This window comes from Brevundimonas sp. UBA7664 (assembly GCF_002483305.1).
Classification (GTDB): domain Bacteria; phylum Pseudomonadota; class Alphaproteobacteria; order Caulobacterales; family Caulobacteraceae; genus Brevundimonas.
Genome location: NZ_DLHQ01000039.1, coordinates 43414 through 59499 on the forward strand (window position 1 = coordinate 43414; position 16086 = coordinate 59499).

Annotated in this window: 21 protein-coding genes; 10 read left to right on the forward strand and 11 right to left on the reverse strand. The window is 67.7% G+C overall.

The genetic code is table 11. The annotated features are described in order from the left end of the window. Nucleotides 1–5 precede the first annotated feature (5 nt). Both B2742_RS09285 and B2742_RS09290 read right to left on the reverse strand, forming a co-directional pair. The gene (locus B2742_RS09285) at nt 6–935 is read right to left on the reverse strand and encodes an electron transfer flavoprotein subunit alpha/FixB family protein (RefSeq protein WP_292065385.1); all 930 of its coding nucleotides are present in this window, start codon (nt 933–935) and stop codon (nt 6–8) included. Next, nucleotides 935–1699, reverse strand: coding sequence for an electron transfer flavoprotein subunit beta/FixA family protein (locus tag B2742_RS09290; RefSeq protein WP_292065387.1), 765 nt, complete (start codon nt 1697–1699; stop codon nt 935–937). The genes B2742_RS09285 and B2742_RS09290 overlap by 1 nt, the downstream gene beginning before the upstream one ends. 122 nt (nt 1700–1821) lie before the next feature. Between B2742_RS09290 and B2742_RS09295 the strand changes: the two genes are divergently transcribed. After that, nucleotides 1822–2154, forward strand: coding sequence for a hypothetical protein (locus B2742_RS09295; RefSeq protein WP_292065389.1), 333 nt, complete (start codon nt 1822–1824; stop codon nt 2152–2154). 9 nt (nt 2155–2163) lie between these two features. On the opposite strand, the gene B2742_RS09300 is transcribed toward B2742_RS09295, so the two are convergent. After that, nucleotides 2164–3636 (reverse strand): serine hydrolase, encoded by a 1473-nt coding sequence (locus tag B2742_RS09300; protein WP_292065392.1) that lies wholly within the window; start codon nt 3634–3636, stop codon nt 2164–2166. 122 nt (nt 3637–3758) lie between these two features. Between B2742_RS09300 and B2742_RS09305 the strand changes: the two genes are divergently transcribed. Continuing rightward, nucleotides 3759–4268: a MarR family winged helix-turn-helix transcriptional regulator gene (locus B2742_RS09305; protein WP_292065395.1), complete on the forward strand. Its 510-nt coding sequence runs from the start codon at nt 3759–3761 to the stop codon at nt 4266–4268. Nucleotides 4269–4274: 6 nt separating this feature from the next. Here B2742_RS09305 and B2742_RS09310 read toward each other — a convergent pair whose 3' ends face one another. Beyond that, nucleotides 4275–4847, reverse strand: a complete 573-nt coding sequence (locus B2742_RS09310) for a cob(I)yrinic acid a,c-diamide adenosyltransferase (RefSeq protein WP_292065398.1) — start codon at nt 4845–4847, stop codon at nt 4275–4277. Nucleotides 4848–4851: 4 nt separating this feature from the next. Then, complete coding sequence (locus B2742_RS09315; RefSeq protein ID WP_292065401.1) at nt 4852–5058, reverse strand: twin transmembrane helix small protein; 207 nt, start codon at nt 5056–5058, stop codon at nt 4852–4854. Nucleotides 5059–5180: 122 nt separating this feature from the next. Here B2742_RS09315 and B2742_RS09320 point away from each other — a divergent pair, with 122 nt between their 5' ends. Beyond that, nucleotides 5181–6302, forward strand: coding sequence for a hypothetical protein (locus tag B2742_RS09320; RefSeq protein ID WP_292065403.1), 1122 nt, complete (start codon nt 5181–5183; stop codon nt 6300–6302). A gap of 68 nt (nt 6303–6370) precedes the next feature. Here B2742_RS09320 and ahcY read toward each other — a convergent pair whose 3' ends face one another. Further along, a complete protein-coding gene (gene ahcY, locus B2742_RS09325) occupies nt 6371–7762 on the reverse strand; it encodes an adenosylhomocysteinase (RefSeq protein WP_292065404.1) in 1392 nt (463 codons plus the stop codon). A gap of 164 nt (nt 7763–7926) precedes the next feature. Between ahcY and B2742_RS09330 the strand changes: the two genes are divergently transcribed. The 4 genes from B2742_RS09330 to B2742_RS09345 all read left to right on the forward strand — a co-directional run bounded on the left by B2742_RS09330 (nt 7927) and on the right by B2742_RS09345 (nt 11647). Beyond that, entirely contained in the window at nt 7927–8844 is a 918-nt protein-coding gene (locus B2742_RS09330) for a retropepsin-like aspartic protease (protein WP_292065407.1), read from the forward strand. Nucleotides 8845–8885: 41 nt separating this feature from the next. Continuing rightward, on the forward strand, nt 8886–9902 hold the full coding sequence (bioB, locus tag B2742_RS09335) for a biotin synthase BioB (protein ID WP_292065410.1): 1017 nt from the start codon (nt 8886–8888) through the stop codon (nt 9900–9902). Nucleotides 9903–9978: 76 nt separating this feature from the next. Continuing rightward, a complete protein-coding gene (locus B2742_RS09340) occupies nt 9979–10353 on the forward strand; it encodes a Tat pathway signal protein (protein WP_292065412.1) in 375 nt (124 codons plus the stop codon). A 109-nt stretch (nt 10354–10462) separates the two neighbouring features. Further along, nucleotides 10463–11647: an erythromycin esterase family protein gene (locus B2742_RS09345; protein ID WP_292065414.1), complete on the forward strand. Its 1185-nt coding sequence runs from the start codon at nt 10463–10465 to the stop codon at nt 11645–11647. A gap of 112 nt (nt 11648–11759) precedes the next feature. On the opposite strand, the gene B2742_RS09350 is transcribed toward B2742_RS09345, so the two are convergent. Further along, entirely contained in the window at nt 11760–12734 is a 975-nt protein-coding gene (locus B2742_RS09350; protein WP_292065416.1) for an ABC transporter ATP-binding protein, read from the reverse strand. Between the two features lie 151 nt (nt 12735–12885). Here B2742_RS09350 and B2742_RS09355 point away from each other — a divergent pair, with 151 nt between their 5' ends. Together B2742_RS09355 and B2742_RS09360 are read left to right on the forward strand one after the other, a co-directional pair. After that, complete coding sequence (locus tag B2742_RS09355; RefSeq protein ID WP_292065418.1) at nt 12886–13140, forward strand: hypothetical protein; 255 nt, start codon at nt 12886–12888, stop codon at nt 13138–13140. Nucleotides 13141–13202: 62 nt separating this feature from the next. Beyond that, entirely contained in the window at nt 13203–13442 is a 240-nt protein-coding gene (locus B2742_RS09360) for a zinc-finger domain-containing protein (protein ID WP_292065419.1), read from the forward strand. Between the two features lie 54 nt (nt 13443–13496). On the opposite strand, the gene B2742_RS09365 is transcribed toward B2742_RS09360, so the two are convergent. Genes B2742_RS09365 through B2742_RS09380 form a run of 4 tightly spaced genes read right to left on the reverse strand, consistent with a single transcriptional unit; the run spans nt 13497 to nt 15476 of the window. Further along, on the reverse strand, nt 13497–14156 hold the full coding sequence (locus B2742_RS09365) for a glutathione S-transferase family protein (protein ID WP_292065421.1): 660 nt from the start codon (nt 14154–14156) through the stop codon (nt 13497–13499). 2 nt (nt 14157–14158) lie between these two features. Continuing rightward, the gene (locus B2742_RS09370) at nt 14159–14677 is read right to left on the reverse strand and encodes an SRPBCC domain-containing protein (RefSeq protein ID WP_292065423.1); all 519 of its coding nucleotides are present in this window, start codon (nt 14675–14677) and stop codon (nt 14159–14161) included. Next, the gene (locus B2742_RS09375) at nt 14677–15138 is read right to left on the reverse strand and encodes an SRPBCC domain-containing protein (RefSeq protein WP_292065425.1); all 462 of its coding nucleotides are present in this window, start codon (nt 15136–15138) and stop codon (nt 14677–14679) included. Before B2742_RS09375 ends, B2742_RS09370 begins: the two co-directional genes overlap by 1 nt. Beyond that, the gene (locus tag B2742_RS09380) at nt 15135–15476 is read right to left on the reverse strand and encodes an ArsR/SmtB family transcription factor (RefSeq protein ID WP_292065427.1); all 342 of its coding nucleotides are present in this window, start codon (nt 15474–15476) and stop codon (nt 15135–15137) included. The genes B2742_RS09375 and B2742_RS09380 overlap by 4 nt, the downstream gene beginning before the upstream one ends. Nucleotides 15477–15565: 89 nt before the next feature. Between B2742_RS09380 and B2742_RS09385 the strand changes: the two genes are divergently transcribed. Continuing rightward, a complete protein-coding gene (locus B2742_RS09385; protein WP_292065430.1) occupies nt 15566–15943 on the forward strand; it encodes a hypothetical protein in 378 nt (125 codons plus the stop codon). Nucleotides 15944–16086: the final 143 nt, after the last annotated feature.

A 16086-nucleotide genomic window follows, 5' to 3' on the forward strand; every position in this document is an offset into this window, starting at 1 on the left:
GAGTCCTACCCCAGCGCCTTCATCAGCTCCGGCACCACCGTCTTGTAGTCGCCGACGATGCCGTAGTCCGCGACCTGGAAGATCGGGGCGTCGGCGTCCTTGTTGATGGCGACGATGACCTTGGAGTCCTTCATGCCGGCGAGGTGCTGGATGGCGCCCGAGATGCCGATGGCGATGTAGAGGGCCGGGGCCACGACCTTGCCGGTCTGGCCGACCTGATAGTCGTTGGGGGCGTAGCCGGCGTCCACGGCGGCGCGCGAGGCGCCCACGGCGGCGCCCAGCTTGTCGGCCAGAGGGTCCATGACAGCGTGGAACTCCTCGGCCGAGCCGAGGGCGCGGCCGCCGGAGACGACGATCTTGGCGGCGCCCAGTTCGGGGCGGTCGGACTTGACCATCTCCTCGCTGACGAAGGCGGCCTTGCCGGCGTCGGCGCCCGCGACGCTTTCGACAGAGGCCGAGCCGCCTTCAGCGGCGGCGTCGAAGCTGGTCGGGCGGACGGTGATGATCTTCTTCGCGTCCGACGACTGCACCGTTTCCAGCGCATTGCCGGCGTAGATCGGGCGCACGAAGGTGTCGTTGGAGACGACCTCGATGATGTCCGAGATCGGGGCTACGTCGAGCTTGGCGGCGATGCGCGGCATGAAATTCTTGCCGTCGGTGGTGGCCGGCGACAGGATGGCGTCATAGCCGGCGGCGAGGCCGGTCACCGTCGCGGCGACCGCCTCGGCCAGCTGGTGACCCAGGCCGGCGCTCTCGGCCAGCAGGACCTTGCGCACGCCGGCGATCTTCGCGGCGGCGTCGGCGGCGGCCTTCGAACCCTGGCCGATAACCAGGATGTCGACATCGCCCGACAGCTTCAGGGCGGCGGTGACGGTTTTGTGGGTGGTGTCGCGGACGGTGTCGCCGTCGCGGTCGGCGATAACGAGAACGGCCATTACAGGACCCCCGCGGTCTTGAGTTTCGAAACCAGTTCGGCGGCGTCGGCCACCTTGATCCCGGCCGAGCGCGTCGGCGGGGCCGTGACCTTCTTCACCGTCAGGCGCGGCGCCGTGTCGACGCCGTAGTCGGCGACCGCCTTGACGGCGATCTCCTTCTTCTTGGCCTTCATGATGTTGGGCAGGGACGCGTAGCGCGGGGTGTTGAGGCGCAGGTCGACCGAGACCACGGCGGGCAGGGTCGCCGAAAGGGTCTGGAGGCCGCCGTCGACTTCGCGCGTGACGGTCGCCTTGCCGTCGGCGATGACGATCTTGCCGGCGAAGGTGGCCTGGGGCCAGTCCAGCAGGGCGGCCAGCATCTGGCCGACCGCGTTGTTGTCGCCGTCGATCGACTGTTTGCCGAGCAGGACCAGATCCGGCTTCTCCTCGTCGACCACCGCCTTGAGCAGCTTTGCGACGGCGAGGGGCTCGAGATCGGCGTCGGACTGGATCAGCAGGCCGCGGTCCGCGCCCATGGCCAGGGCGGTGCGGATGGTTTCCTGGGCCTGGGTCACGCCGATGGAGACGACCACGATCTCGGTCGCGGTTCCGGCGGCATGATGCTCCTTGCCCTCCTTCATGCGCACGGCTTCCTCGACGGCGATCTCGTCGAACGGATTCATGCTCATCTTGACGTTGGCGAGATCGACGCCGGTCTGGTCCGCCTTGACGCGAGCCTTGACGTTATAGTCGATCACCCGTTTGACGGGGACGAGAACCTTCATATTGATATCCACGAAAGCGCCGGAATGTTGGGTGAGGGAATGGTACGCCTCACCCGGCCTGTCAACGTAACGCCGCGTCAACGGAGGCGATCCTCCGTCCGGCCCAGCCCTGGAACGCCCGCATGCACCGCCTCCTGACCATGAAACGGCTGAGCGTTCTGTTCCTGAGCCTGTTCGCCGTGCTGCTGGCCGGGATGTTCGCCTATGAGAACCTCGTCGTGGCGCCCGGAGACCGCTGCGAGGACGGTGGCAAATGGTGGGACGCCGAGACCCGAATCTGCGCCCAGCCCATCTCCATTGCCGAGATCACCGGCCGTCCCAACCCCGGAGACCGCGCCGCCGCCTCGGACGCGAAGAACCGCGAGCTTCTGGCGATCGAGGATTCCCTGGCGGCCCAGCGGGCCGCGCGGGACGCCGATCGCGAACGCCAGCGCGTGGCCCTGGCGGCGCAGTAGGCTGCAGGTCTAACGAGGACGAGACGAGCGGACCTGCTCAAGGCCCTTGATCGCGTATTCGTTCGTCGGGTCGAGGGCGAGCGACATTTCGAAATGGCGGACGGCGACCTCGATTCGGCCCTCGGCGAGCGCGACATCTGCAAGACCGTCGTGGCTGTAGGCCGAGCGTGGGAACTGCTCGAGGGCGAATTCGAAGACACGCCTTGCCGCGTCCATCAACGGCACGCCGTGAAGATCATAGCCAGCTGTGACGAGCAACTCGTCTGTCTTGAAGGCCTCCGCGTCCGGCTCCGCGGCCTGCATGTCCCGATAGAGCTGGATGGCGGCCTCCGGGCCGTCCGCCTGGATCGCGTCCAGGAACCGCGCCTTCCGGCCCTTTACGGGCAGCCTGTACTCTTCACCGAAATAGATCGCCGCCAGATCACGGGCCGTGGCATTGGCGTTGGCTTCGTCGCTGTTGCTCAGGACGATGACCGTCAGCCGGTCATCAATGAAGCGTCCAATGAGGTTCGAGAACCCTCCACCGCTGCCCGCGTGCCCGACCTGCCGACGGCCGTGCCAGGTCCGCATTTCCCAGCCGAAGCCATACTCGTTGCTGCTGTCGGCGATCATCTGTTCGTAGGAGGCGGCCGAGATGAGCCGGTTGGAATAGAGGGCCTGATCCCATTTCAGCAGGTCATCGACCGTGCCGAACAGACCGCTTGCGCCGTAGGCGGAAGACGATGACTGCGGCGTCTTGTTGATGAAGGTCGAACCGAGTGAGTAGTAGCCGGTAGCGGCTCCGGGCACGACCATGCGCGACGTGTGGAAGCCGCTTCGGCTCATGCCCAGCGGCGACAGGATCCGGTCCCGGTACATGTCGGGCAGCGTTTTTCCGGACACCCGCTCGATGATCAGGCCGAGCAGATCGAACCCGGTATTGCTGTAGCGCCAGCCCGTTCCCGGGCTGAAACGAAGCGGCTGATCTCTCATCATCATCGCCGCGCCGCCGCGCCAGAAGACGCGCGTGTCCAGCTCTTCATCCCACTCGGGCAGTCTGGAATAGCTCTCGATGCCGGAGGTGTGGGTGAGCAGTTGCTGAATGGTGATGGTCCGCCAGGCCTCCGGGCAGTCCGTCAGATAGCTGCAGGCGAGGTCGCTGACGCTCAGCCTGCCTTCTTCCTGCATCATCATGATCAGCAGGGCGGTGAACGGCTTGGTGATGGACGCCAGATCATAGACGGTCTCGTTGGTGTTCTGCGCCGCCAATTCCTGACTGGCCAGGCCATAGCTGCGACGGAATACGGGCGCCCCGTCCCGGGCCACCAGAACCGTGCCGCTGAAGCCGGCGTTTGCGACGGACGCCTGAAGATAGGCATCGAAGGCGGCGTCGAGCACGCCAGGGGCAGGCGCGGCCCGGCCGGGGTCCTGCGAAGGCGCCGCCGCAAGGGACGGCGATGCACCAAGACAGCCTGAAAGAACCGCTCCGGCCACAGCCGCCATCAGCCAAATCTTGCGCATACTCATCTCCGGATCGCCCAGATATCTTTTCACAAAGATATATGTCGTCAAGATACTTTGTGTGAAACTTTGTCGGAGGAAGCCAATCGGGCTAGGTAGCAGGCATGGTCACGACACCCCCACCCGACATCGTCGACAGTCTCGTAGCCGATTGGCAGCGCGCGCGTCCCCAGACGAAGGCGGATCCCATTCAGGTCATCGGCCGGATTATCTGGCTGGGTCGGCAGTATGAGGAGGCGGTCACGCGGATGCCGTCGAACCCGGGTCTGTCCTACTCCGACTACGATGTGATCGCGACGCTGCGTCGGGCGGGCAGCCCCTACGAGCTGACGCCGACCGAGCTTGGCAGGCGGGTGCTTCTGACGTCGGGGGGGCTGACGGCCTGCCTGCGGCGGCTTGAGGCCGCCGGTCTGATCTCGCGACGGGGGGTGCCGGAAGACCGGCGAATGCTGCTGGCCCGGTTGACGCCAAAGGGCTTCGACCTGATCGAATCCTTCGTTGACGAACGTTTCGCCATGGCGGAGCTGGCCCTGGCGAGTCTCGACCCGCAACAGAGGGCGACGCTTGAAGTCCTGCTGCGCCGGCTGGTATCCCCGATCGATGGCGCTCCCTGAAATCGGCTAGCGCGTCGCGCCCGGTGTCCACTTCACGTCATCGGCCCCGTTGGCGTTGGCGCGACGGGCGGCGACGAACAGATGGTCGGACAGCCGGTTCAGATAGCGCACCGCGGCGGGGGTCACCGCCTCGCCCGCCTCAACCAGCCGCACCGCCTCGCGCTCGGCCCGACGGGCCACGGTTCGCGCCAGATGCAGGTGCGCCGAAAGCGGCGAGCCGCCCGGCAGGATGAAGCTGTCGAGCTCTTTCAGGCTCTCGTTCATCCAGTCGATCTCGGCCTCAAGCCGTTCGACCTGGCTGTCGACCATGCGCAGCGCCTCCCATTTCGGCGGCGGGTCCAGCGGCGTGGCCAGGTCGGCGCCGAGATCGAACAGCTCGTTCTGGATCCGGCCCAGCATGGCGTCGATGCGGTCGTTCTGGCCCGCATGCAGCCGGGCGACGCCGAGGACGCTGTTCAGTTCGTCGACCGCTCCATAGGCCTCGACGCGGCGGTCGCTCTTGGACACGGTCGCGCCGGACGCCAGCCGCGTCTGCCCGCCGTCGCCGGTCCTGGTATAGATGCGGTTCAGGACCACCATCGGCTCAGGACCCTTGCGTGGACTTCCACCACATGCCGACGCACAGCAGCACGATCGCCAGCGCCTGCAGCGCCACCCTCAGCCGCATGAGTTTGTTGGAGCGTGAGGCGGCCTGTTCGCCGCCCTTGTGCAGGGACCAGAGGCCGAACCCGAGGGTGACGGTCACCGCCAGGATCGCCGTGAGAATGAGGATGTTGATGAGGTCGCCCATGGCGGCAATCTAGGCGCGGTCGCCGGCGGAGGCCAGCGCCCGCATCGCCGCAGATACAAGCGCCGCCCAGCTAAGCCGTTGGTCATCCTTTCGTGGTCTCTTGTCCGGCTCCGAGGGCCCTGATGACCGACCGCGCGATCCGCAACCTGGCCCACCTGCGCCGCTCGGCCTCGACGGCGCGCGTCCTGAATCTGCTCAAGATCTATCTCGACCACGGGGGCGAGGCGGACTGGGCCGAGCATCCGCTGTTCCGGACGCCAGCGCTGAACCGGTCGATGATCATCAAGCACCGGCTGCGCCGGGACGAGGCGGACAGCTTCTATCTGCGCCGGCAGGTGGCCACCAAGGTGGTCATTCCGCTCGACCCCGCCGACCTCAAATCCGGCGGCCGCTACGTCTTCGTCGGGCAGCGCGGTTTCGAGGGCGTGATGCGCGAGGCCTTCGGGATCGACGCCCGACACCCGGACATGGTGACCCTGGGCCTGCTGGACCGCCTGCCGTCGCTGGACCCTTTTCTTCTGCGCGAACAGCTCAAGCGGGGCGGGGTCGAACCCGCCGGCTGCTATTTCTCGATCAGTGAATCGGACGTTCTGAAGATGGCCCGGTTCGTCGAGGATGAGATCCGTCCGCTGGTCACCCTGAGCATCGGCTCCGATCTGGACGCCGTGGGATCGACCCGGCGGCTGGCGGGGAAGATTATGTCCAATGATCCGCGCGACCGGATGGAGACCCTGCGGGAAACCCTGCGTCTGGAGCCCGACGACTATGAGGAGGGGGTCTTCTGCTGGAAGGGCTTCCTCTACTACAAATGGATGCTCACCAGTCTGACGGGCGAGATCGCCGCGGTCGCCGAGGCCGTCCGGACGGTCCGGCCGATCGGCAAGCTGGACCGGGAGAGCCGCGCCTATCTGGATCGGGGCCGGGCCGTGCTGCAGAACCGGATCGTGCGGACCTGCGCCGACGTCCGCCGGACCCTGGCCGTGTATGACGACGCCTATGCCGCGCTGACGACCCAAGGCCGGTCGGCGGCTTTCCGGGACTTCCTGCTCGATGCGCCGCGCCTGTTCTCGCGCCTGGGCGACCAGCTCGGCGCGATCCAGCACATCGTCAGCTTCTGGCGCTTTCGCTTCAGCCCCGGCGCCTCCGGCGTCGGGGTCGAGGAGCTGATCGACATCTTCATGGATTTCGAGACCGGCCTGGCGGAAAGGCAGGCGGAGGCCGGCGCCCCCCTGCTGGCGGCCTGAGGCCCGGACGGCAGAAGGGGCCGGCGCCCTGACGGCGCCGACCCCTCCGATTGTCGGTCGTTTTCCGCCTAGTAGCGGTAGTGATCCGGCTTGAACGGGCCTTCGGTCGGCACCGAGATATAGTCGGCCTGTTCCTTGGACAGGGTCGTCAGCTTGGCGCCCAGCTTGCCGAGGTGGAGCATGGCGACCTTCTCGTCGAGGTGCTTCGGCAGGACGTAGACCTGGTTCTCGTATTTCGACTTGTTGGTCCACAGTTCGATCTGGGCCAGGGTCTGGTTGGTGAAGCTGGCGCTCATCACGAACGACGGGTGGCCCGTGGCGTTGCCCAGGTTCACCAGACGCCCTTCCGACAGCAGGATGATCTTCTTGCCGTCCGGGAATTCGATGTGGTGGACCTGCGGCTTGATTTCGTCCCACTTGAAATTCTTCAGGCCGGCGACCTGAATCTCCGAGTCGAAGTGGCCGATGTTGCAGACGATGGCGTTGTTCTTCATCGCCCGCATGTGGTCGACGGTCAGGACGTCCTTGTTGCCGGTGGCGGTGACGAAGATGTCGGCCTCGCCGGCCACGTCCTCGACGGTGACGACCTCATAGCCTTCCATCGCCGCCTGCAGGGCGCAGATCGGGTCGACCTCGGTGACCTTCACGCGGGCGCCGCCCTGGCGCAGCGAAGCGGCCGAGCCCTTGCCCACATCGCCGTAGCCGCAGACCACGGCGACCTTGCCCGACAGCATGACGTCGGTGCCGCGGCGGATCGCGTCGACCAGCGATTCACGGCAGCCGTACAGGTTGTCGAACTTGGACTTGGTGACGCTGTCATTGACGTTGATGGCGGGGAAGGGCAGCTCGCCGCGCTCGGCCATCTGGTACAGGCGGTGGACGCCGGTGGTGGTCTCTTCCGAGACGCCGCCGATGGCGTCGCGGATGGCCGAATAGAAGCCGGGCTTCTCGGCGATGTAGCGCTTCATCACGGCGAAGAGGGCTTCCTCTTCCTCGTTCTGCGGGTTGGCGAGGACCGAGATGTCCTTCTCGGCCTTGGGCCCGAGCACGCACAGCAGGGTGGCGTCGCCGCCGTCGTCGAGGATCAGGTTCGGATAGCCGCCGTCGGCCCATTCGAAGATCTTGTGGGCGTAGTCCCAGTACTCGACCAGGGTCTCGCCCTTGGTGGCGAAGACTGGCGTGCCCGAGGCGGCGATGGCGGCGGCGGCGTGGTCCTGGGTCGAGAAGATGTTGCACGAGGCCCAGCGGACCTCGGCGCCGAGGGCTTCCAGGGTCTGGATCAGCACGGCGGTCTGGATGGTCATGTGCAGGCTGCCGGCGATGCGGGCGCCCTTCAGCGGCTTGTCCTTGCCGAACTCCTCGCGCAGGGCCATCAGCCCCGGCATTTCGGTTTCGGCGATCTCGATCTCCTTGTTGCCATAGGGGGCCAGGGAGATGTCGCGGACGATGTAGTCGGTCATGGGCAGGGCGCTTTCCGGGGGAGTGTTCGCGGGCCTCTTAAACGGTGTGGCGCGAAGGGGCAAGAAACATATAAGGATATCCTTATATGAGGCCGCGGCTACGGTCTCGCTTCGGGCTAAAATCCATGCCAATTTCCAACCTTCACAGGATGGAAAATGGCGTCATGAAGGTCACACGGCGATCGGCGGCACTGGGTCTGGCGATGCTGGGGGCGGGGGCCGGGTCGGCCTCGTCCCAACAGGCGGAGCCTGGCCTCGCCAATGTCCGCAGCGACAGCGGCGGACGGCTGACCATCCCGGTTTTCATCAACGGCCAACGCCCGCTCCGGTTCGCGGTCGACAGCGCGGCCAACGCGTCCGTCATCGCTTCTGATCTGGTCGAAAGCCTGGGCCTGACCGCCCTGCCGGACGCCGACATCAACACGCTGATCGCCCTTGAGCGGGTGCCGATGGCGGGCGCGGCGAGCCTGCGCGCCGGGGCGATCGAACGGTCCGATGTCCGCCTCGCCGTGGCGGATCGGGGCGGACTGGGCGGCGTCGACGGCCTGCTGGGCACCGACATCCTGGCCGGACACCGTCTGGTGATGGAGTTCGCCCGTCGGCGGATGCGGATCGTCGAGTCGCGTTCCAGCGGAACCTATCTGTTCAAGGAGGGCCGCTCCAGCGTCCGGTATCGCGCGCCGGCGGAGCAGCGGTTCAACAATCTGATGATGGTCGACGCCGTCGTCGGCGGCGTGTCCTGCAAGGTGATCATCGACACCGGCGCGCGGATCACCATCGTCAATCGCGCCCTGGCGACGGCCTCGGGCGCGAGGCCCATCGTGCTCGACGACGGCTCGCGGATCCAGGCGGTCGAGTCGCCCACGGGCCGGTCCCAGGAGGCCGAGGCCATGCTCCTTCCGACCCTGGGGTTCGGGGGCATAACCCTCAGGCGCGTGCCGGTCCTGGTCGGCGATTTCCACACGTTCCGGATCTGGGGTCTGCAGGATCGTCCGGTCGTCCTTCTGGGGTCGGATCTGCTGGGCCTGTTCAAACGCGTATCGATCGACCTCGGACACAGCGAACTCCTGCTTGAAGTCTGACAAGCTTGGCGGCGGACGCGGAACCCGTTAGGCGAGGCGCCATGTCCGACGCCCTGTCTCCCGCCCGCCCCGATCCCGCCTTGCCCCGGCATGACTGGACTCTGCCCGAGGTCGAGGCCCTGTTCGCCCGGCCTTTCATGGAGTTGGTGTTCGAGGCGGCGACCGTGCACCGGCGCTGGTTCGACCCGTCCGAGGTGCAGAAGAGCCAGCTGCTGTCGATCAAGACCGGCGGCTGCGCCGAGAACTGCGGCTACTGCTCGCAATCGGCCAGTTTCGACACCGGGCTGAAGGCCGAAAAGCTGATGGACGCCACGGCGGTGATCGCCGAGGCGATGGCGGCGAAGGCGGGCGGGGCGTCGCGCTTCTGCATGGGGGCGGCCTGGCGCGAGCTGAAGGATCGCGACACGCCGAAGCTGGCGACGATGATCGCGGGGGTGAAGGCGCTGGGGCTCGAGACTTGCGCGACCCTCGGCATGCTGACGGCCGACCAGGCGCGGCAGCTGAAGGCGGCGGGGCTCGACTACTACAACCACAACCTCGACACGGGGCCGGAGTATTACGCCCAGGTCGTCACCACGCGGACGTATCAGGACCGGCTCGACACCCTGGAGCATGTGCGCGACGCCGGCATGAGCACCTGTTGCGGCGGCATCGTCGGCATGGGCGAGGCGCGGCGCGACCGGGCCAGCCTGCTGCATGCGCTGGCGACCCTGCCGGTCCATCCCGACAGCCTGCCCGTCAACGCCCTGGTGCCGGTCACCGGCACGCCGCTGGGCGAGCGGATGCTGGCCGAGGGCCAGATCGACCCGATCGAATTCGTGCGCACCGTCGCCGTGGCGCGGCTGGTCTGTCCGCGGGCCATGGTGCGGCTGTCGGCCGGCCGCGAGACGATGAGCCCCGAGATGCAGGCGCTATGCTTCCTCGCCGGGGCCAATTCCATCTTCGTCGGCGGCCGGTTGCTGACCACGCCCAATCCGGAACAGGACGAGGACGCGCGGCTGTTCGCCCTGCTGGACCTGCGGCCGATGGAGCCGGGCGCGGTCGAGGCGGCGGCGTAGATCGCGTTCTCCCTCCCCACTTCGGGGGAGGGTGAACCGTAACCACGCCTTAAGCGCCGGGCGCTATCATCGGCCCATGGATCGCCGCGCCCTTCTCGGATTGAAGACCCCGCCGCTCAGGACCGGAGGCGGCGGCGGCGCGCCCCAGGCCAGCTATCTGCGGCTGCCGACCATCACCGCCAATGTCATCCGCCCCGGTGGCCGGCGCGGCGTGATGACCGTCGAGACCGGGGTGGACACGGCCGACGCCGCCCTGCGCGCCCGGGTCGCCCAGTCGGCCCCGCGCCTGCGCGCGGCCTATGCGGCGGTGGTGCAGCAGTCGGCCAACGCCCTGCTGCCCGGAACGCCCCCCGACGTCGAACACCTGGTCGCCCAGCTCCAGGCGGCGACCAACACCGTCATGGGCCGCGCCGGCGCGCGGCTGCTGATCGGGACGGTGATGGTGGTCTAGTAACCGGCGAGGGCCAGAAGAGCGGGTGTCGCGAGGGCGACGGTGGCTGACCGGACATCCCGACCCGTCTGAACATTGTCTCTGGAGCGATATCCCCTACGCTCCGTCCATGCACCGACTGCTGCTTTCCATCGTCATCGCCGCGGCCGCGACCAGCTGTGCGGAACCCTCCCGGCTTCCCTTGGCGGCGACGCCGCCTGCCGACGCCATGTCAGGGGCGATCCGCGGCCTGTGCGCCAGCGACGTCGCGCTCCTCGGCGAGGGCGCGAACCACGCCGACGGTCGCTCGCTCGCCTTCAAGGCCGCGCTGGTGCGACGGCTGGTGGACGAGTGTGGTTTTGACGCCGTCGTCTTCGAGGCCGGCAGCTACGATTTTCTCGAGATGGATCGTCGATTGCGGCGAGGCGAACCGGTCACGCGCGACATGGTTTCCTCCGCCGTCGGCGGGTTGTGGAACCGGAATGAAGAGATCCAGCCGCTGATCACCTGGATGCACGACTCACTGGTCGCCGGGCGCTTGCGGCTCGGCGGCATGGATGATCAGCTCGGAAGCGCCGGTGCGTTCTCTTCCATCAGCGAGATGCCCGCGGAACTCAGCGGATTGCTCGGCGGGGAGCGGGACGAAGCCTGCAGGGGTTTATTCCGCCAGCAGATCTATGGCCAGCTTGGCCCGTCTGCTGAAGAGCAGGCGCCACTCAGAACCTGTCTGGTCGACATTCAGACGGTGGTTCAGGCCATGCCTGCCAGCGCCGACCGGGACGCCCATCTTCAAAACCTGGATAACATCGGCCGGTTCGTCAGCCGGCAAGGGATGGACACGACGGCGTATATCGAGGGCCGCAGCCATTCGATGTGGCGGAACTACCAGTGGTGGCTGGCAGAGCGCTTTCCGCAAGGGAGCCGGGTGATCGTATGGGGCGCGACGGTGCACCTTTCGCGCAGCGCGCGCGCCCATCCCCGGTTCGCCACGGTCGCCAATTTCGGGTCATACATCGACAGGACCTATGGAGACCGGGCCTCGTTCCTCGGCTTCAGCGCGGCGTCCGGCGCCTACATGGAAGGCGGTCAGGTCCGTGAACGCGCCCCGGCAGCCTCGGGATCGCTGGAAGCCGCGGCCCTGGGTGACACGGCCCTGGACCTCACATATCTCGACCACGCCGCTCTCCGTCGTCTCGGAGCCTTGCCTGGCGCAGTATTCTCCAGAGAGCCTGTGGTCGCCCGTTGGTCCGACGTGGTGGATGGTGTGGTCGTGTTCAGGGAGGAACGGGCGCCCAGCCGAAGTCCCGCGCGGTGAAGCCACACCGGGGTGGCCGATCCTCAAGCCGCCCTCAACTCCCTTCGCGCGTCCACACCGTGCAGCGAGCGTCCGTGTTCTCGCCCGGCGATCAACGCCGCGTCGCGGCCGCTCAGTCCTTCGTCGGACTGACCTGGCTTTCATCCCCATAGGTCAGGGCCAGGAAGACATCCTCCAGGTCCGGATCCTCGGTGACGATGTCGGCGATGGTGACGCCCGCCGCGCGGACCGCGGCCAGCACCTGTTCGACCGATGACTGGCCCTTCTTGTAGGTGACGGCGAAGGCGCCGTTGGGGCGGGCGACGGCCTCGAAACCCTTGAGTTTGGGCAGGGCCTTCAGGGCGCCTTCGGGGGTCACCACCACATTGCGCGTGTCCAGCCGGCGCAGCAGCTGCGGCGTCGGCTCGCAGGCGACGACCTCGCCGCGGTTCATGATGGCGATGGTGTCGCAGAGCTCCTGCGCCTCCTCCAGATAGTGGGTGGTCAAGAGGATGGTCACGCCCTCGGCGTTGAGGCGGCGGACGTATTCCCAAAGCTGGCGACGCAGCTCGACATCGACCCCCGCCGTCGGCTCGTCGAGGATCAGGATGGGCGGATTGTGGACCAGGGCCTTGGCCACCATCAGGCGGCGCTTCATGCCGCCGGACAGGGCGCGGACATAGGCGTGGGCCTTGTCGCTGAGGCCGAGGGCGGCGAGCAATTCGTCGGAGCGCCGCTCATTGGCGGGGACGCCGTAGAAGCCGGCCTGGACCTCCAGCGCCTCGCGCGGGGTGAAGAAGACGTCGGCGACGATCTCCTGCGGCACCACGCCGAGGGCGGCGCGGGCGTCGCGCGGCTGTTTGTCGATGTCGCGGCCCCAGATCTCGGCCGTGCCGCCGGTCTTGTTGACCACCCCGGCGAGGATGTTGATCAGGGTCGACTTGCCGGCGCCGTTGGGGCCCAGCAGGCCGAACATCGAGCCGCGCGGAATGACCAGGTCGACGCCGCGCAGCGCGACCTTGGGTGGCGCCTTCTTCGAACCCGCATAGGTCTTTTCCAGCCCCCGGACCTCGATGGCGTTGACGGGCAGGGCGGCGGAGTCGGGCATGCGGGGGCTTTCGGTCGACAAGCGGCCTAGGTAGGCGCGCCGTCCGCCGCCGCCAAGGGGCGCATCCGATATGTCAATGACGCTTGACATGGTTCGGCGTTATGTCTAGCGTGCTTGTCATTATGAACAGCGTGCTTGACGGAAACCTCGCATGACCCGCACCAAAATGATCGGCTGGACGGCCTTCGCCTTCTGCCTGCTCGGCTATGGCGTCTTCACCGCCGTGGTCGTGCTGAACCGGATGGGCGAACTGGCGATGCGCGAGACCCTGCTGATCGGCGGCCCGGCGGCGGTGATCGGCGAGATCGGCCTGTGGGTCGCCGCCGGCTGCCTGGGCTGGTCCCTGTTCCGCAAGCGCAAGGCCCTGTTCGACCGGGTCTTCCGCCGCAAGCCGCGGACGGTTTGACGCCGGGGGCCCGGGCTTCTAGGGAGTCGGCCGATATCCGCCGTCACCCGTCAGGTCCGCCCATGCCGCCGCGCCACGCCGATGCGATCATCCCGCCCCCGGAAGCCATCGTGGTTCCGACCAAGCGCGTCGCCTGCGACGGCGGCGGCGGGGCGCTCGGTCATCCGCTGGTCTATATGGACATGGGCGGCGAGGACTTCGTCGAATGCGCCTATTGCGACCGCCGCTTCGTGCTGGACGCCCATCCGCAGCCCGAGAACGAATACCTCAGCCCCGCCGCGCGGCCGCCTGAAGCGCACTAGCCGAAATCGGTCCGGGCGATCCCGTTTCGCCCGGGCTCAGATTTCGGCCCGGATTCAGTCCTCGGCGGGCGGCGCGGGCATCAGGTCGCCGAACGGCGCCGCGTCCTCCAGCGCCCGGACGAACGACGGCCGGGCCATGAGGCGTTTGTGCCAGGCTCTCAGCCGCGGCCGGTCGCCGAACGGGACCAGCCGCCGGGCATAGGTCAGAACCGGCGCGGCGCAGCAGTCGGCCAGGGTGAAGGTCTCGCCCGCGCCCCAGGTCCGCCCGTCGGCCAGCCGCTCTTCCAGCCAGTCCCAGGCGCCGGCCAGCACGGCCGCGTCCTGGGCGTCGCCGAAGGGGTCCTCGTTTCCGGCCGGGCGGAATTTGCGCGGGATGATCCGGTTCATCGGCCCGCCCGCATAGATGTCCACCATCCGGTCGACCAGCCGCGCCTCCAGCGCCGCCTCCGGATCGGCGGGGATCAGCCGCCCGCCGCCCGCCAGCCGGTCGAGGTACTCAATGACGATGCTGGATTCATAGATCGTCCGGCCGGCGTCCGTATCGACCAGGGTCGGCATCTTGGCGAAGGGCGACAGGGCGCGGAATTCGGCCATGACCGTCTCGTTCGCGGCCTCGACCAGCTTCGGCTCGAACGGCAGGCCGAGCTCGTACAGCGCCACCGAGGCCTTCTGGCCGTAGGCGGAATAGGGGTGGGACCACAGGATCAGGGACATGATCAGACGGACTCGCCCGGTGCCGCCGACCCGGCGCTGGTTTCCAGTTCGCGCGCGAGGTTCTCAAGCATGGCGGTGCAACCGTGCTGACGCAGTGGAATGTGGGCGGCGCCGTCGTCGCCGAAATAAGCGCCCTGCTCGGTATAGACCAGATGCGCGCCGGCCCCGTCGGCGCGCAGCTCTATGGTCGCCAGAGAGGCCGAGTCGCGACGCCTCTCATCTCCCAGTTCACGGCCCATGACGTAGCTGAGGATGATCCGGCGGCTCTCGACAATGTCCAGAAACCGCGTGTCGTTGAACCCGACAGCGTGATCGCCGAAGCGGTAGCGGCCCCCGCCGCGACCGCCGACGCGGAACTCGTGGACCCAGTCGTGGACAGTGGCGCCCGGCGCCTCCACGAACCATCGGCGGAATGCGTCGGGATCGGCCCAGGCCTGGAACACCCGTTCCGGTGAGGCGTCATAGCGGCGCTCGACCGTGAAGGTCCCGTGGGCGAGGGCGGATGGGGCGGGCTGGGTCATCATGCGTTCTCCAGGGCAAGAAGGGTCAGCTCGGCGACAAGGTTGTCCAAGGCCATCGAATGACCGTGACGGACCCCCGCGGCCATGCCCGGTTCGGGCGCCGCCAGCTGGATGGTGAGATTCAGCCGGACCCCTGTCGCGGTCGCGGCGATCTCGAAGGAGTTCAGGGAGTGGCTGAGAATACGGCCGCCTTCCCGCACGGTCTCGGACAGGACGATCCGCTCGGAGGGTTCGATCGCCAGATACCGGTTCTCGACATGGTAGCGGAGGTCATCCGGGGCGCCGCAGCGGCAGAGATCGATCCCGCCGACGCGGAAATCGGCCTCGTCATAGACCAGACGCGCACCCTCGGGCACCGCCCAGCGCGCGCGGGACCGGGGGTCGGCGAGGGCGGCGAACAGCCGGGCCGGGGACGCGTCGTAGTCGCGCTCGAAGGTCAGGGTTTCGTGAACCAGCGTCATGTCTCAGGGTCCTCCCGCGTTTCATCCAGAAAGGCGCCCAGCCGGTCGAGACTGCGTTCGACCGACGTGCGGCGTTCGTTGATCCAGCGTTCCGCGGCGCTGAGCGCCTGCGGTTCGACCCGGCAGGTGCGCACCCGCCCGACCTTCTCGGAGGCGACCAGGCCGGCGGCCTCGAGGATCTTCAGATGCTGAACCACCGCCGACATGGACATCGGCATGGGCGCGGCCAGCTCGCTGACCGAGGCCGAGCCGCGCGACAGGCGTTCGACCATGGCCCGCCGGGTTGGATCGGACAGGGCCTGGAAGGCGAGATCGAGCGGCGTCTGATGCTGAAGCATTTACTTAAGTATCAAGACGCCGGCACAGTGGCAACCCCTCGTTAAGCGACGCGGCGCACGCTCATCTCGCCCTATTCCGGAGAGGCACGATGTCGACCATCCAGACCTCCAGCTATCGCCGCCAGCGCGACCATTTCGAACCGCAGGACACCGATCCGCAGGAACAGCGCCGGCTTCGCGGCCTGCTGGAGCAGATCGACTATTCGGCCTTCGTCGCCAATCGCGAGGTCATCGGCCAGATGCTGCCGAAGCTGGACGCGGCGATGTTCCAGCGTCTCGCGGTGCTGACCGCCACGGCGCGCGCCAAATGGGTCGCCGAGAGTCTACGCCAATCGGAATCCGGGGCGCCGTCGACCGCCGACCAGGTCGCCCGCCTGACCGCCGCGCGCACCGCCTATGAGGAACTGGCCGAGGCCTATGAAGGCCTGCGCCGCATGGTCGAGCGCGGCTACGTCGCCATTCGCTAGCCGATCGGCTGCGGCCGGGTCGCGATCGGGGCGTCCGGGTCCGACGGCGCGGCCTCGGCCTCGGTCGGCGGCGGTCCGGCGGGCGGGGCCGGCGCGATCTCGATCAGGGGCGCGGGCGTGATCGCCGGCGGCGGGGCGACCAC

Bases quoted from the DNA above. Each gene is read 5' to 3' on its own strand.
- B2742_RS09285 (WP_292065385.1), bottom strand. From the start codon at position 935: ATGGCCGTTCTCGTTATCGCCGACCGCGACGGCGACACCGTCCGCGAC.
- B2742_RS09290 (WP_292065387.1), bottom strand. From the start codon at position 1,699: ATGAAGGTTCTCGTCCCCGTCAAACGGGTGATCGACTATAACGTCAAG.
- B2742_RS09295 (WP_292065389.1), top strand. From the start codon at position 1,822: ATGCACCGCCTCCTGACCATGAAACGGCTGAGCGTTCTGTTCCTGAGC.
- B2742_RS09300 (WP_292065392.1), bottom strand. From the start codon at position 3,636: ATGGCGGCTGTGGCCGGAGCGGTTCTTTCAGGCTGTCTTGGTGCATCG.
- B2742_RS09305 (WP_292065395.1), top strand. From the start codon at position 3,759: ATGGTCACGACACCCCCACCCGACATCGTCGACAGTCTCGTAGCCGAT.
- B2742_RS09310 (WP_292065398.1), bottom strand. From the start codon at position 4,847: ATGGTGGTCCTGAACCGCATCTATACCAGGACCGGCGACGGCGGGCAG.
- B2742_RS09315 (WP_292065401.1), bottom strand. From the start codon at position 5,058: ATGGGCGACCTCATCAACATCCTCATTCTCACGGCGATCCTGGCGGTG.
- B2742_RS09320 (WP_292065403.1), top strand. From the start codon at position 5,181: ATGACCGACCGCGCGATCCGCAACCTGGCCCACCTGCGCCGCTCGGCC.
- ahcY (WP_292065404.1), bottom strand. From the start codon at position 7,762: ATGACCGACTACATCGTCCGCGACATCTCCCTGGCCCCCTATGGCAAC.
- B2742_RS09330 (WP_292065407.1), top strand. From the start codon at position 7,927: ATGAAGGTCACACGGCGATCGGCGGCACTGGGTCTGGCGATGCTGGGG.
- bioB (WP_292065410.1), top strand. From the start codon at position 8,886: ATGTCCGACGCCCTGTCTCCCGCCCGCCCCGATCCCGCCTTGCCCCGG.
- B2742_RS09340 (WP_292065412.1), top strand. From the start codon at position 9,979: ATGGATCGCCGCGCCCTTCTCGGATTGAAGACCCCGCCGCTCAGGACC.
- B2742_RS09345 (WP_292065414.1), top strand. From the start codon at position 10,463: ATGCACCGACTGCTGCTTTCCATCGTCATCGCCGCGGCCGCGACCAGC.
- B2742_RS09350 (WP_292065416.1), bottom strand. From the start codon at position 12,734: ATGCCCGACTCCGCCGCCCTGCCCGTCAACGCCATCGAGGTCCGGGGG.
- B2742_RS09355 (WP_292065418.1), top strand. From the start codon at position 12,886: ATGACCCGCACCAAAATGATCGGCTGGACGGCCTTCGCCTTCTGCCTG.
- B2742_RS09360 (WP_292065419.1), top strand. From the start codon at position 13,203: ATGCCGCCGCGCCACGCCGATGCGATCATCCCGCCCCCGGAAGCCATC.
- B2742_RS09365 (WP_292065421.1), bottom strand. From the start codon at position 14,156: ATGTCCCTGATCCTGTGGTCCCACCCCTATTCCGCCTACGGCCAGAAG.
- B2742_RS09370 (WP_292065423.1), bottom strand. From the start codon at position 14,677: ATGACCCAGCCCGCCCCATCCGCCCTCGCCCACGGGACCTTCACGGTC.
- B2742_RS09375 (WP_292065425.1), bottom strand. From the start codon at position 15,138: ATGACGCTGGTTCACGAAACCCTGACCTTCGAGCGCGACTACGACGCG.
- B2742_RS09380 (WP_292065427.1), bottom strand. From the start codon at position 15,476: ATGCTTCAGCATCAGACGCCGCTCGATCTCGCCTTCCAGGCCCTGTCC.
- B2742_RS09385 (WP_292065430.1), top strand. From the start codon at position 15,566: ATGTCGACCATCCAGACCTCCAGCTATCGCCGCCAGCGCGACCATTTC.